At 64.0% G+C, this 13,798-nt stretch carries 12 protein-coding genes; 6 read left to right on the top strand and 6 right to left on the bottom strand.

Annotated features, from left to right (window positions below; all coding sequences use genetic code 11):
• Nucleotides 1-46 precede the first annotated feature (46 nt).
• From arsH to BLS13_RS17870, 4 genes are read right to left on the bottom strand one after another with little or no spacing between them, the layout of a single operon-like run.
• Nucleotides 47-787, bottom strand: coding sequence for an arsenical resistance protein ArsH (gene arsH, locus BLS13_RS17885; RefSeq protein ID WP_093454170.1), 741 nt, complete (start codon nt 785-787; stop codon nt 47-49).
• Nucleotides 787-1,851: an ACR3 family arsenite efflux transporter gene (gene arsB / locus BLS13_RS17880; RefSeq protein WP_093454168.1), complete on the bottom strand. Its 1,065-nt coding sequence runs from the start codon at nt 1,849-1,851 to the stop codon at nt 787-789. The genes arsH and arsB overlap by 1 nt, the downstream gene beginning before the upstream one ends.
• Complete coding sequence (gene arsC, locus BLS13_RS17875; RefSeq protein WP_093454167.1) at nt 1,848-2,279, bottom strand: arsenate reductase (glutaredoxin); 432 nt, start codon at nt 2,277-2,279, stop codon at nt 1,848-1,850. Before arsC ends, arsB begins: the two co-directional genes overlap by 4 nt.
• Before the next feature lie 12 nt (nt 2,280-2,291).
• The gene (locus BLS13_RS17870) at nt 2,292-2,624 is read right to left on the bottom strand and encodes an ArsR/SmtB family transcription factor (protein WP_093454165.1); all 333 of its coding nucleotides are present in this window, start codon (nt 2,622-2,624) and stop codon (nt 2,292-2,294) included.
• Between the two features lie 372 nt (nt 2,625-2,996).
• Here BLS13_RS17870 and BLS13_RS17865 point away from each other — a divergent pair, with 372 nt between their 5' ends.
• The 5 genes from BLS13_RS17865 to BLS13_RS17845 all read left to right on the top strand — a co-directional run bounded on the left by BLS13_RS17865 (nt 2,997) and on the right by BLS13_RS17845 (nt 10,274).
• A complete protein-coding gene (locus tag BLS13_RS17865; RefSeq protein ID WP_093454164.1) occupies nt 2,997-4,385 on the top strand; it encodes a tyrosine-type recombinase/integrase in 1,389 nt (462 codons plus the stop codon).
• Nucleotides 4,386-4,427: 42 nt separating this feature from the next.
• Nucleotides 4,428-5,624 (top strand): DUF932 domain-containing protein, encoded by a 1,197-nt coding sequence (locus tag BLS13_RS17860; RefSeq protein WP_093454162.1) that lies wholly within the window; start codon nt 4,428-4,430, stop codon nt 5,622-5,624.
• Nucleotides 5,625-5,770: 146 nt separating this feature from the next.
• Complete coding sequence (locus BLS13_RS17855; protein ID WP_093454161.1) at nt 5,771-7,894, top strand: ParB/RepB/Spo0J family partition protein; 2,124 nt, start codon at nt 5,771-5,773, stop codon at nt 7,892-7,894.
• A 71-nt stretch (nt 7,895-7,965) separates the two neighbouring features.
• Nucleotides 7,966-9,003, top strand: a complete 1,038-nt coding sequence (locus tag BLS13_RS17850) for a DUF7146 domain-containing protein (protein WP_093454159.1) — start codon at nt 7,966-7,968, stop codon at nt 9,001-9,003.
• A gap of 332 nt (nt 9,004-9,335) precedes the next feature.
• A complete protein-coding gene (locus tag BLS13_RS17845; protein WP_176943670.1) occupies nt 9,336-10,274 on the top strand; it encodes a DUF2493 domain-containing protein in 939 nt (312 codons plus the stop codon).
• Nucleotides 10,275-10,646: 372 nt separating this feature from the next.
• Here the strand turns inward: BLS13_RS17845 and BLS13_RS17840 are convergent, their stop codons facing one another.
• Nucleotides 10,647-11,969: an MFS transporter gene (locus BLS13_RS17840; RefSeq protein ID WP_176943664.1), complete on the bottom strand. Its 1,323-nt coding sequence runs from the start codon at nt 11,967-11,969 to the stop codon at nt 10,647-10,649.
• Nucleotides 11,970-11,998: 29 nt separating this feature from the next.
• A complete protein-coding gene (locus tag BLS13_RS17835) occupies nt 11,999-12,532 on the bottom strand; it encodes a cupin domain-containing protein (protein ID WP_093454155.1) in 534 nt (177 codons plus the stop codon).
• 127 nt (nt 12,533-12,659) lie between these two features.
• Here BLS13_RS17835 and BLS13_RS17830 point away from each other — a divergent pair, with 127 nt between their 5' ends.
• Nucleotides 12,660-13,550, top strand: coding sequence for a LysR family transcriptional regulator (locus BLS13_RS17830; RefSeq protein WP_093454154.1), 891 nt, complete (start codon nt 12,660-12,662; stop codon nt 13,548-13,550).
• The last annotated feature ends 248 nt before the right edge of the window (nt 13,551-13,798 follow it).

Here is a 13,798-nt window from a genome sequence, read left to right as displayed (position 1 = left end):
GAGCTCGGTGCAGCGCCGTTCAACGAAGGCCCCTGACCGGACCGGATCAGTCGATGGAGCGGGCGGCCAGGTCGCCCGCTTCGTCGCGCCGGATCGCCGCAGCCTTGCGTTCCGAATAGCGATCGACGAGCTGATCGACATGTCCGCGCGTAAGGATGGTGAACCGCACTAGTTCCTCCATCACGTCGACGATGCGATCATAATAATTCGACGGGCGCATGCGGCCGGCTTCATCGAATTCCCTGAATGCCATCGCGACGCTCGACTGGTTGGGGATGGTGAACATCCGCATCCAGCGGCCGAGCAGTCGCAACGTATTCACCGCGTTGAACGATTGTGAGCCGCCTGAAACCTGCATGACCGCGAGGGTCCGGCCCTGGGTCGGCCGCATACCGCCGAACTCGAGCGGCAGGTGATCGATCTGGGCCTTCATGATGCCGGTGATCTGGCCGTGCCGTTCCGGACTGCACCAGACCATGCCTTCGGACCAGAGCGCATGTTCGCGCAGTTCATGGACGGCGGGATGATCGTCGCCTTTCACCTGATCGGGCAATGGCAGGTCACGGGGATCGAAGATCCGAACCTCCGTCCCGAACAGGATCAGCAGACGTGCCGCCTCCTCGATCGCGAGCCGGCTGAACGCTCGCTCGCGCAATGATCCGTAGAGCAACAGAATGCGCGGCGGATGATCGTGCGCGCCGAGGCCGGCCGCAAGGTTCGGACGGATGATCGTGCGATCGAGCGCGGGCAGATGTTGGGGATCGGAAAGATGACGAAGACGTGACATCATCCGCGGGCCCGGCGCTCATACCAGGGGCGGCTCGCCTTCACGATCCTGACCACCGACAGCATCACCGGCACCTCGACCAGCACGCCCACCACCGTCGCCAGCGCGGCCCCCGAGTTCAGGCCGAACAGGCTGATCGCGGCGGCGACCGCCAGTTCGAAGAAATTCGAGGCGCCGATCAATGCGGCGGGTGCAGCGACACACCAGGCGACACCGAAGCTGCGGCTCAGCCAATAAGCGAGGCCGGCGTTGAAATAGACCTGGATAAGGATCGGCACCGCAATCAAGGCGATCACCAGCGGATGGGCAATGATTGCCTGGCCCTGAAAACCGAACAGCAACACCAGCGTCGTCAGCAATGCGGCCAGCGATACCGGCCCCAGCCGGGCCAGCATCCGGTCGAGTGCCGGCTGGCCGCCCGCCGACAGCATCATCCGGCGAAGAGCCTGCGCCACGATCACCGGCACCACGATATACAGCAGCACCGAGATCAGCAGCGTATCCCACGGAACCGTGATCGATGCGACACCCAGCAACAAGCCGACCAGCGGCGCGAAGGCGAATACCATGATGACGTCGTTCAACGCGACCTGGCTCAGCGTGTAGTTCGGATCGCCGTCACACAGGTTGGACCAGACGAACACCATCGCAGTGCAAGGTGCTGCCGCGAGCAGGATTAGCCCGGCGATATAGGAACCGATCTCGGCCTGCGGTAGCAGCGGCCGGAACAGCCAGCCCAGAAACAGCGTCCCCAGCAGAGCCATCGAAAAGGGCTTCACCGCCCAGTTGATGAACAGGGTGACACCAACGCCGCGCCAATGCCGGCCTACCGATCCCAGCGCGCCGAGATCGATCTTGAGCAGCATCGGGATGATCATCAGCCAGATCAGGACCGCCACCACCAGGTTGACCCGCGCGACCTCGGCCGACGCAATGACGGCGAACAGCCCCGGCAGCGCAAAACCAAGCGCGACGCCCGCGACGATGCACAGCGCAACCCAGAGACTGAGATTGCGTTCGAACGAGCTGATTGCCGGCTTTGCCGGAGTCGATGCCACTGTCATCTACCGATCCGATGGCCGGCGGCGTCGATCACCTGTTCGCCATCTTCCTTGGCGAAGGCGCCCTGCTGCGCATTCGGGAGAAGGCCGAGCACCTCTTCGGACGGGCGACACAGTTTGACGCCGAGCGGCGACACCACGATCGGCCGATTGATCAGGATCGGATGCGCGATCATCGCGTCGATCAGCCGATCGTCATCGAGCGTGACATCGCCCAGTCCCAGCTCCGCAAATGGCGTGCCCTTTTCCCGCAACAGCGCGCGCGGGGCGATGCCCATGCGACCTGTCAGCGACACGAGCATTTCCCGCGACGGCGGCGTCTTCAGATATTCGATCACATGCGGCTCGATGCCCGCATTGCGGATCATCGCCAGCGCATTACGCGACGTGCCGCATTCGGGGTTATGGTAGATGATAATATCGACGGACAAGGCATGGCTCCATCAGCAGCAGGGTGTGAGTTCGGCGATCAGCGGCGCGCACAGCTCCGGTCTGCCCCCGCAGCAATCCTGGACGAGAAACAGGGTCAGCGCCCTCAGCCGATCGAGATCGGCGCGATAATTAATCACGCGGCTGCGCCGCTCGGCGCGGATCAGCCCCGCCCGCGCGAGCGTCGCAAGATGCACCGACATCGTGTTCTGGGGCACATCCAGGCGGCGCGCCACCTCCCCCGCCGCCAGCCCATCGGGCTCGTGGCGGACCAACAGGCGAAATGCGTCGAGCCGGGTGCCCTGCGCCAGCGCACCGAGCGCCGAAATGGCCGAATCCGTATCCATATATCTGCTTTTATAGATATATGGATACGGATGACAAGCTTCCTTGGGCGATCGGCCCTTACGCCGGGTCCGAATTGAGCAAGGTTCCGCTCAAACGCGCAGGCGGCCCCCGTCGGGGAAATTCTGATCTACGGAAAAATGGTGCTGCCGGTGAGGATTGAACTCACGACCTCAGCCTTACCAAGATGATCGGCATGATCGCCGTTAGTGCGCTGAGTGTATAAAATCCACGATATTCCGCATGTCTTTAGGTATCCGAATACGCCACACTGCGCCAGATACGACCGACTCTGCGATATCGTGCGCTGACATTTTGCTGACAAAGCTCGCACTCAATGCTATTGTCAGCATTGACTGAGACGATGAGGCGATATGTCCAAGCTGACAAAATCCCGTGTAGATGGGCTGCCGGTGCCGAAGACCGGCCAACAATATCACTGGGACAGCGAACTGCGCGGGTTTGGAGTGCGAGTCCTCCCGTCCGGCCTCAAAGCGTTCATGCTACAATATCGAAACGAAGATGGGCGCAGCCGTCGGATCGTCCTCGGTCGATACGGCGTGTTGACGGTCGAGCAGGCGAGAAACGAAGCGCGCGCCAAGCTCGGAGAAATCGCGCGAGGCGGTGATCCTGTACGGGAACGCGGAACGGCGCGCGGGGCGCCCACGGTCACGGAAATCTGCGACTGGTATTTGGGCGAGGCCGAGAGCGGCCGCCTGCTGGGTCGTCGTCGTCGACCGATCAAGGCCTCCACGCTCAGGATGGATCGAAGCCGGATCGAGCGACATATCAAGCCGCTCATCGGAAGCCGAAAGGTTCGCTCCCTGTCGGCACCCGAGATCGCCTCCATGCAGGCCGATATTGCGACCGGCAAGTCATCGAAGAAGCGTGGCACGGGACGAGGACGAGATACGGTCGGGGGCGTCGGCGCCGGCTCGCGAACTATTTCCACGCTGCACGCCATTTTTGAGCATGCCGTCAGACTTGGTCGTATCGACAACAATCCAGCCCGTGGCGTCCGCCGTCTAGCCTCAAATCAGCGGACACGCCGGCTGAGCGCCGGCGAGTTAATCGTTTTTGGCGAAGCGATGCGGCAGGCGACCGCGCAGGGCGATCATCCCGGCGGCCTGGCTGCGGTGCGCCTCATCCTCCTGACGGGCTTTCGCCTGATGGAAGCCCAATCGCTTCAGCATAGCTGGATCGATCAGGACGCTGAGTGCGTGGTTTTTCCCGACACCAAAAGTGGCGGGCAGGTTCGTGTTGTCGGCAAGCCTGCGCTGCGGTTGCTGAAGGACCAGCCTGAACTCGCCGGAAACCCCTTTGTGTTTCCATCGGACAGGACTGACAGCCACTACAAGCAGGTGCCGGATCTCGTCGCCCGTCTATGCCATATCGCTCGACTTGACGGAGTGACGCCACATGTGTTCCGACATACCTTCGGAAGCGTGGCCGGCGAACTTGGATATTCCGAACTCACAATCGCCGGATTGCTTGGTCACGGCAAGCGCGGCGTGACTCAGGGGTATATTCATATCGACGAACTCCTGCGTTCGGCCGCTGACGCGGTTGCGACCAGAATTCAGGAACTGCTGGACGGGGAGCGGAGCAACATGACGGCGCTGGCAAATCCCAAGGTTGTCGGAGCGACCGCCCCGCGGTTCACGCGCCAGTCGGAGACTGATCTCGCGCGTCGAGCCGGCCAGGAGGCCGTGGTGGCGGACACTGAGAGTGAGAGTGGGGACCGGATTCCCGTGACGGGTTGAGGTTGGGAGAGAGGCTCCCGACGCCCGTCATGGAGACGACCCATGACTCAAATGGAGATTCTGGACGCCGCTCGTAACCGCGCGGGTGGCTACAAGGTGGATGTCAGTCGCGGCGAGCGGATCGGCCGTGTATCGTCGGAATGGTTTTCCCGGCCAGCGGATGAGCGCTACCTCTCCCTGTCGGACCTGTTCGCCGCCGTGCGAAACCGCACAGAGCGCAGTCGCACACGGACCGTCGAGAGCGCGGCGATCCGCGTAGAAGCGAGCCGAGACGATCCGGAACGACTGGCGCTGGTACTACCGGGGGCGAATGCGCCCATCGCGCCGACACATTGGAGTTTCGGCCAGCTCGCAAGCCTGATCGGCGCGCCGGCGGCGTATCTGCGCCAGCTTCCCGCGCCGCTCGCCGGCATCAACCTGCAATACGGCCTGACATCGCACCGCGCCGAGCAGGTGAAAACATTTGAGATCGAAGATGGGCGTGTTGAGCTGCGCGCCGTCACCGGCCCGGATTATGGCCGCATCTACGACCACGAACTGGTCGCCGCCGTGCAGCGTATCGCCGGCAACGGCACGGGCGACACGCGCTGGAAAGTGCCGGGCGTGCTCGATTGGTCGACCGGCGTCTATAATCCCCGCGTCGACGTCACCCAGGACACGACGACGCTCTATGCTTCGGATCGCGACGTTTTCCTCTTCCTGGTCGACGATCTCAACCCGATCGAGGCCGGCCGCCTCCCTGATGGCTCACCCGACTTCTATTTCCGCGGCTTCTATTGCTGGAATTCGGAGGTCGGTGCCAAGACGCTCGGCATGGCGAGCTTCTATCTCCGCGCCGTGTGCCAGAACCGCAATCTCTGGGGCGTCGAGGATTTCGAGCAAATCACGATCCGGCACTCGAAATATGCCGCCTCGCGCTTCGCCCACGAAGCCGCGCCAGCACTGACCCGCTTCGCCAATTCATCGCCGATGCCTTTCATCAACGACATCAAGGCCGCCCGTGCGCGGATCGTCGCGCGCTCCGATGAAGACCGCACCGATTTCCTGCGCAAGCGTGGCTTCGGCAAGGTCGAGACCACCAAGATCATCGAGACAGTGTTCGCCGAGGAAGGCCATAAACCCGAAAGCATTTTCGACTTCGTCCAGGGCATCACCGCGATGGCGCGCGACAAGACACACCAGGACGCGCGGCTCGACCTCGAAGCCAGGGCGAAGAAACTGCTCGACAGCACCGCCTGAGCCGGCTTCACGGCTTTCCGGTTCTACGCCTTTCCTGCTGTTCGGTTCTGCGGCTCGCCTCTCAGAGTAAGAGGGGGGCCGCAGCTTCGTGACGGGTTGGAGGCCGAGAGAGAGGCTTTCGGCCACCCGTCGCGGAGGTTATTCCGATGGCTGTTGTATCCAAGAAAATCACCCTGTCGTCATCGCGCGACATCCCCTTCAACCAGCTCGTCATTTCCCATGCGAACGTCCGGCGGATCAAGGCTGGCATCTCGATCGAGCAACTGGCGGAAGACATTGCCCGGCGGACGCTGCTGCAAAGCATTACGGTTCGGCCGATCCGCGATGCGGACGGCAATGAGACCGGCATGTTCGAGATACCGGCTGGCGGGCGCCGCTATCGGGCGCTCGAACTGCTGGTGAAGCAGAAGCGCCTCGCAAGGAACGCGCCGGTTCCGTGCGTCGTCCGCGAAGGCGGCTTCGCCGAGGAAGACTCGCTCGCCGAGAACACCCAACGCGCACCGCTTCATCCTCTCGACCAGTTCCGCGCCTTCCTGGCCTTTCGCGAGAAGGGCATGTCCGAGGAGGAAATCGCCGCCAATCAGTTCGTCTCGGTGTCGGTCGTGAAGCAGCGCCTGCGTCTGGCCTCGGTCTCGCCCAAGCTGCTCGACATCTATGCCGCCGATGGCATGACCCTCGATCAGCTCATGGCGTTCACCGTCAACGGCGACCATGAGCGGCAGGAACAGGCGTTCGAGCATCTGGCCCATAGCTACAGCAAAGAGCCGTACGTCATCCGCCGCATGCTGACCGAGGGCGCGGTGCGCGCCGCAGACAAGCGCGCGCAATTCGTCGGCCTGGATGCCTATACCGAAGCCGGCGGCGTCGTGATGCGCGATCTGTTCCAGGGCGACGATGGCGGTTGGCTGCAGGATGTTGGCCTTCTCGATATGCTGGTCGCCGAGAAGCTGCGTGACCAATCCGACGCGATCGCCGCTGAAGGCTGGAAGTGGATCGAGGTCGCGCCGGACTTCCCCTACGGCCACACCTACGGCCTGCGTCACCTCCGTGGCGAGCGGCCCACCCTCACCTTGGAGGAACAAGCCACCCGTGACGCCCTTCAAGCCGAGTTGGGCGGATTGGAGGAAACCTATGCCGATGCCGAAGTCCTGCCCGACGAGGTCGACGCTCGGCTGTGCGAGATCGAGACTGCGATCAGCGCACTCGATGATCGCCCGATGGTCTTCGATCCCGAGGAAATCGGGCGTGCCGGCGCCTTCGTCAGCATCGACGGATCGGGCAATTTGCGAGTCGAGCGGGGCTATGTTCGCGCCGAAGACGAACGCCCGATCGAGCCGGAAGGTGATCCCAAGATCGAGGAGGTTGGCGGCGTGATCGCGGCGCGGGCCGAGCATCAGGGTGATCAGCTCACCGGAACGATCGAGGCCGCGGCAGAGCCCGAGGAGGACGAAGACTCGAAGCCGATCCCGGACCGCCTTATGTCCGAATTGACCGCCCATCGCACACTGGCTCTACGACACGCGCTCGGCGAACAGCCGGATGTTGCCTTCCTCGCGGCGCTCCACGCGCTCACGCTCCGGGCCTTCTATCATTACGGCTCGGACACCTGCCTGGAGCTGGACCTGAAGAGCATCAGCTTCGGCGCGCAGGCGCCGGGCCTGAACGACAGCAGCCTAGCCATCGCATTCGATGACCGTCATCAGACCTGGGTCGCGGCACTTCCGAAAGAACCCGGCGAATTGTGGAATGTCCTGCAGGTGTTTGATGGCGACAGCCGTCAAGCTCTGTTCGCGCATTGCGTGTCGCTGTCGGTCAACGCCGTTTACGAGGCGTATAACCGTCGGCCTCGCGCGCTCGCCCATGCTGACGAACTCGCGCGGGCTGTCGAACTCGACATCGTGGCCGCCGGATGGGAGCCGACCGTCGATACCTATTTGGGGCGTGTGACCAAGGCACGCATCCTCGCTGCCGTTCGTGAAGCGAAGGGCACACGCGCCGGCGATCGGATCGAGCACCTCAAAAAGGGCGACATGGCCGAGAAGGCGCAGGAGTTGCTCGCCGGCTCCGGATGGCTTCCGGAACCGCTGCGCACGCCCGGCCGCCCAGTCGTGATTTTCGACGACACGTCGCCAACCGAGACCGACCCGGCAACCGATCGGGACGGAGAAGAGAAGGCGGACGACGGCGGCGAAACGGCCATGGCGGAAACCGAGCCACAGGCCGAAGATGGGGCAACCGGGATCGTTACGCACGCGATCGCGGCGGAATAGCTGAAGGACCACCCCCGTCCACTACTCGGCCCGTCGGGAGCGGCGGGCCCCCTTTTCGTCTGGGAGGTGCGATGCAACCCGCCACAGATCTCGCAAGCCGGCTGGCGGCTCAGGCCGAGGCCGTGTGCCGCCACTATCTCTCGAACGGTCACCGCCAAGGCCGCTACTGGCTGGTCGGCGACGTCCGAAACACGCCGGGCCGCTCAATGTTCGTCCGTCTGAAGGGAGCCGATTCTGGCAGGGGTGCTGCGGGCAAGTGGACCGACGCCGCCACGGGCGAACATGGCGATCTCCTCGATGTGATCCGCGAAAGCTGCGGACTGATCGACTTCAAGGGCGTCGCCGATGAGGCCCGAACCTTCCTGAGCCTGCCGCATCCCGAGCCCGACCCGGACCATCAACGACGCCCGGCATCGGCACCCGCAGGATCCCCGGAGGCCGCACGACGGCTCTTCGCGATGTCGCAGCCGATTACGGGCACAATCGTAGAATCGTATCTACGGAAACGCGGCATCACGGCTTTGCACGGAACCGGAAGCCTCCGCTTCCACCCACGCTGCTACTACCGTCCGGATGAGTATTCAGCGACCGAGACATGGCCAGCGATGATCGCAGCCGTTACCGACCCCTCCGGCAATATCACCGGCGCACATCGCACCTGGCTCGACCAATTGGCTCGGGACAAGGCGGTGATCGACACGCCGAGACGGGCGATGGGCAACCTCCTGGGCAATGCCGTCCGTTTCGATGTGGCGCGCGACGTTTTGGCGGCCGGTGAAGGCATCGAGACCATGCTGTCGCTGCGATGCGTCCTGCCGACGATGCCGATGGTGGCCGCGCTCTCGGCCGCACACCTCGCCGCCATCCTGTTCCCAGCCGCACTGCGCCGGCTCTACATCGCCCGTGACGACGATCCGGCCGGGGACGGCGCCATGGCGAGCCTGATCGACCGGGCGATCGAGGCCGGGATCGAGGCGATAGCCCTGTCGCCACGACTGGGTGACTTCAACGAGGATCTGCGCACGCTGGGCGTCGATGCGCTACGGGCAAGTTTGCGGATGCAGATCGCGCCGGAGGACGTCGCTCGCTTCACGGAATTGGCGGCGTGAATCGGCACAGGAAATGACGTCCACGGCGGCGCCGGTCTCATGCCGAATTCGGTTACGGTGCTTCCAGCCCTGTCGGAGAGGACCGCGCCCACGGCCTTCTGAGAGGGCGACCTTTGCGGCAAACGGCCCGGCCCGGCAATGGCGGATGGCCGACTATTTTCCGTCGGCGGGCGAGCCCGCCTTTACATCGCGAGGCAAAATAGCCGGCCCCGGCCATCCTCCGCTACGCTTCGGCCCTTCGCTCCGCTCCGGATGCAGGCCCGGTCCGTCCGCCGCCTTTCGTCGCCATGAAGGCCGCGATGGGCGCGGTCGATCCGACGAAGGAAAGCGCCATGACGACCGAACATCACGACACCGGCTACGAGCCGCCGCACAGCTCATCCCCGACCGATCACGTCCTCGCCGAACTCCAGCTCTACGGCTATCGCCCCTTCCAGGACGAACCCGACCCGAGGCCGCTGCCCGAAGCCCGGACCGTCGCAGGCGCCGTCGCCGACATCTTCGACGCCCTCATCGTCACCCTGGTGGACACCCGCCTCGAACCCGACCTCGAAGATCTGCTCTGGTCGACCGTCAATCTCTTTCACCGCACCGTCGGCCAGATCGAGCGCGAACTCGACGACAACGAGCAGGCGCAGAAGCGCGGCCAGAAGGAGCAGGACGGCTCCGAAATCCGCTCGGTTGAACTCGAGCGCCTCACCGTCGAGGGCCAGACGCTGATCGAACGCCGCGACAGCATGGAATTCTTCCGCGACCAGGCCGCCGATCAATTCGAGCGCCACACCCATTCGGCCTGGCGGCCGCGATCCGGATCGAAGGTCAACCACCGCAACCTGACCTCGGCCATGATCGATAGCCGCGACTTCCTCGCCGCCAGGCGCAGGGCGACCAACGAGGTGCTCTTGCCTGCTGGGCCCAAGATCGCTTTCACCGGCGGGCTCGACTTCAACGATCATCGCCTGATCTGGGACAAGCTCGACCGCGTCCACGCCAAGCATCCCGACATGGTGCTGCTACACGGCGGCTCGCCCAAGGGCGCCGAACGCATCGCCGCCATATGGGCCGACCACCGCAAGGTGCCGCAGATCGCCTTCAAGCCCGATTGGACCAGGCACGCCAAGGCCGCGCCGTTCAAACGCAACGATGCGATGCTCGACATCCTGCCGATCGGCGTGATGGTGTTCCCCGGCACGGGCATTCAGGACAATCTCGCGGACAAGGCGAAGAAGTTTGGCATTCCTGTCTGGAAATTCGGGAGCGGCGGCGCGTGAGCGCTGCTTACTGCCCGCCGCGGAGTCGATGGCGAGAATTGGGCCGATTGCGGACTGGCAGGTTTCAGTATCGGAATTGAGAAAGCCGACATTCGGCCGGGACGACATATGCAGGAGCTGACGACCAAGGTCAGTCGTTCGTCGGCCGGGCCGTCAAAGGCAGCTTCAGACGAAACCCGCCATTCGTTGGCAGTTCCGCGAAGGTTTGACACGTCACAGCACCGATAGTCCACTGCGCCATACCCGCATTGATGGCGAAGGACAGGCTTCCGCGTTCCAATCCTGGCCAGCGAATTTCGCTCCTTTTTGCGACGTCCCCAACTTGAACGGGAAACAACAGGAGGAACTCAAAGCAGCGTTAGGATTGCGCTATCACCCACCGCCCGACCTTGACCGTCCTCGAAAAGTTCCAGTCCCGCTCACGAGCCCAGAAACAAGCGCGAAGCCTGCCCCCACTAGAAACCCGGTTCGCGTCGCGCCAAGTGGATTTGCCTGCCACGCCAGAACGCCCGCCATCACCATGGACCCAAGACCCTGGCCGGTAAGCCGCGCGGTGCTCTGCACACCTCCCGCGGCCGCTGCGCGCGCTGGCGCCGCCGCCCCGAACATGGCGCGATTGTTGGCGAGTTGGAACAGGCCGAACCCGGCGCCGCACAACACGGCTGCAGGCACGAGCAGCCAGATGATGCCCAGCATTGCGTCTGCCCAACATAGCGCCAACCCGCAGCCCATGGTGAATGCCCCAATTGCTGCCTGCACCGCATGGCCCGCCCGCCCGGCACCGCGGCGCGCTATGGCACTCGATATCGCCACCGACGCGGGCCAGCAGAACAGGACCGTGCCCGCTACCTTGGTACCAAGGCCCATTTCGGCAACGATCAGGAACGGAAGCCCGATCAAACCGAGGGACTGGCCGGTAAAGCAGCAAACCGACGCCAGGCTCGTCCGCCGGAACGTCTGCAGCCGCATCAGGTCGAGCGGCAAGAACGGTGATGACGCCGGGCGATCGATCGCCAAGAGCAGGACCAGGCATCCTATCGCGAACAATACCACCAGTCCGGCGGCGGCCGGCTCCATAGTCGCCACGCGCATGACGCCGAACACTGACACGATTCCAGCGACGTAGAGCGCCATGTGGATCGGCTTAAGGCCGCCGCCTTCGGCTGCCACTTTGGGCAGGGCGCGCGAAGCGACGAATGCAACCACGCCCACTGGAGCGCTTGCGAGGAACAAGACCGGTAGCGGCGCCCAAGCCAGAATTAGCGCGCCGACAACCGGCCCGGCCGCCGAACACAGCGCAACGGTCATCGCATTCCATGCCACCACATCGGCCAACCGCTTTTCACCTAACGTGGCGCGCAGGAGCGCAATCCCTAGCGACATGACCGCGGCGGCCCCTGCGCCTTGAATCGACCGGGCCATCAGCAACAGCCACAGCGTGGGCGCTAACGCGCAGGCGACTGCGCCGCCGCAGAACGCGGCAATGCCCAACGAGAAAAGCCGTCGCTGGCCGACGCGCGCAGCGGCATGGGCACAAGGCAATAGAAGGGCAACCAGTGCAACCTGGTAAACCGCGACGACCTGGACGGCGTCGGCTGCGGGCACGTGGTATCCCAAGGCCAAGGTGGGCAATGCGACGTTGACGATGCCGGCGTCGAGCACCACCAGCGCCATCGCAGCGAGCACAGCAAACACGCCGACACTTCGGCGAAGGTCTCCGCCACTCATTGGGAGGGCGCCAGCCATTCGCCGTCCTGTTCTACGTACCGGACGATGCTGTTGTCGTCGCGCAGGTCGCGCTCGGTGAAGCGCAGGAGCATGGCTTCGCTCGACAGACAGCGGGTGTCGTGGATGTCGCCCGGCAAGTAGGCGCGCGCATCGCCGGGCCTCAGAACATGCATTTCCCGACGCACCAGCCGCACCGTCCCGTCCGGCGAGGCGATCCGGGCATACGTTGCGACCTCTAGTTCACCAGATTGGACGCCATAGACAACCCAGCTTCGGCCATGATCGTGAGGCGGGCGATAAAGGCCAGACTGCTCGGCGTGCGCCAGCAGCATGAAGCCGCGCTCGCCATCGCGATGCAGTTCTCGTGACACGGGACGGTCGCGATGCAGGGAGTCGAGCCACGGCTCGCCGGTTGGCGCCAATGTCAGTTCGGCCATCATCTGCCGGCACCGCGCCGCCAATGCGCTATCAAGCGGCCCCCATGCGGCCGCCACACCGGCTACGAACCTGTCCAAGGAATTCGTCGTCATTTTCGTATCTCCGTTTCCGCGCAGCCGGAGATACGCCTCGACCAGACAGGGCGGAACGCGCAGCGTTTGCAGTCTATTGTTGCATCTGATGCTATGCCAAATGCGCCTAGGCTGCTACGATAGAGGTATGTCGTTGCCAGACCTCAATCTCCTCCACACTCTCGACGTGTTGCTTTCGGAAGGCAGCGTGGTCCGGTCCGCGGACAAGCTCCGGCTCAGCCCGTCTGCCATGAGCAGGGCACTGGCCCGACTGCGGCAGGTAACCGGCGATCCTCTGCTGGTTCGAGCCGGACGCGGGCTGGTGCCAACGCCGCGGGCCGACGCCATGCGCGGGCAGGTCCGGCGGCTGGTCGAAGAGGCGCAGGCAGTTCTGCGGCCAACAGGCGCCTTGGACCTGCTATCGCTTTCCCGGACCTTCACGCTGCGCGCGAGCGATGGCATCGCCGAGACCTTCGGGGCCGCCATGACCCGAGAGGTACAGATGCAGGCGCCGCAGGTTCAACTGCGCTTCCTCCGCAAACTCGACAAGGACAGTCGCGGGCTGCGCGACGGCTCGATCGATCTCGAGACAGGCGTTGTCGATGAAACCATCGGCCCCGAGGTCCGCAGCCAAGCGCTGTTTGAGGATCGCTATGTCGGAGTGGTTCGCCCCGACCATCCATTGGGTGGGCGCGCCGTCACGTCAGCCGACTACACCAGCTGGGGTCACGTCGTCGCCTGGCGGCCCGGCTTAGACTTGGGCGGGGTTGATGACCACCTGCGCGAGCGCGGCCTCGGACGGCAGGTCGCGGCAACGGTCGACGGATTTGCTGCGGCGCTGGCTCTGGCGCGCGGGTCGGACCTGATCGCGACGGTTCCGGAGATTCACACCGCCGGGCTTCGGTCAGGCCTTCACACCTTCCCTGTGCCATTGCCCCTCAAGCCGTTCACCGTTTCGCTTTTCTGGCATCCGCGGCTTGATGCCGACCCGGCGCATCGCTGGCTGCGTGGGTTGGTCAGGCAGCAATGCGCTCGATGAATTCGCTCGCCACTGCGGACATTCTGGTACCGACCAAAGGCGGTCGCACCGGGTCCCGCCCGCGAACGACTGGGTTCGAACATCCCTGCCATTAAGCGACCAAAACCTACCGGTTAACAATGCGCTCCACGCCGACCGTTCGAACGGCATCTTCCTTAGAGTCTTTCTGATTCATATTGACGCATAGCCCGCACCGCGGATGTAGTTTGCACACTCAGCGGAAGGGAAGTGATCGAGCAGTTTGCCGA

Source organism: Sphingomonas sp. YR710 (assembly GCF_900101455.1).
Lineage (GTDB): Bacteria > Pseudomonadota > Alphaproteobacteria > Sphingomonadales > Sphingomonadaceae > Rhizorhabdus.
This window is presented reverse-complemented; position numbering and strand designations above follow the sequence as displayed.

Bases quoted from the DNA above. Each gene is read 5' to 3' on its own strand.
- arsH (WP_093454170.1), bottom strand. From the start codon at position 787: ATGTCACGTCTTCGTCATCTTTCCGATCCCCAACATCTGCCCGCGCTC.
- arsB (WP_093454168.1), bottom strand. From the start codon at position 1,851: ATGACAGTGGCATCGACTCCGGCAAAGCCGGCAATCAGCTCGTTCGAA.
- BLS13_RS17870 (WP_093454165.1), bottom strand. From the start codon at position 2,624: ATGGATACGGATTCGGCCATTTCGGCGCTCGGTGCGCTGGCGCAGGGC.
- BLS13_RS17865 (WP_093454164.1), top strand. From the start codon at position 2,997: ATGTCCAAGCTGACAAAATCCCGTGTAGATGGGCTGCCGGTGCCGAAG.
- BLS13_RS17860 (WP_093454162.1), top strand. From the start codon at position 4,428: ATGACTCAAATGGAGATTCTGGACGCCGCTCGTAACCGCGCGGGTGGC.
- BLS13_RS17855 (WP_093454161.1), top strand. From the start codon at position 5,771: ATGGCTGTTGTATCCAAGAAAATCACCCTGTCGTCATCGCGCGACATC.
- BLS13_RS17850 (WP_093454159.1), top strand. From the start codon at position 7,966: ATGCAACCCGCCACAGATCTCGCAAGCCGGCTGGCGGCTCAGGCCGAG.
- BLS13_RS17845 (WP_176943670.1), top strand. From the start codon at position 9,336: ATGACGACCGAACATCACGACACCGGCTACGAGCCGCCGCACAGCTCA.
- BLS13_RS17835 (WP_093454155.1), bottom strand. From the start codon at position 12,532: ATGACGACGAATTCCTTGGACAGGTTCGTAGCCGGTGTGGCGGCCGCA.
- BLS13_RS17830 (WP_093454154.1), top strand. From the start codon at position 12,660: ATGTCGTTGCCAGACCTCAATCTCCTCCACACTCTCGACGTGTTGCTT.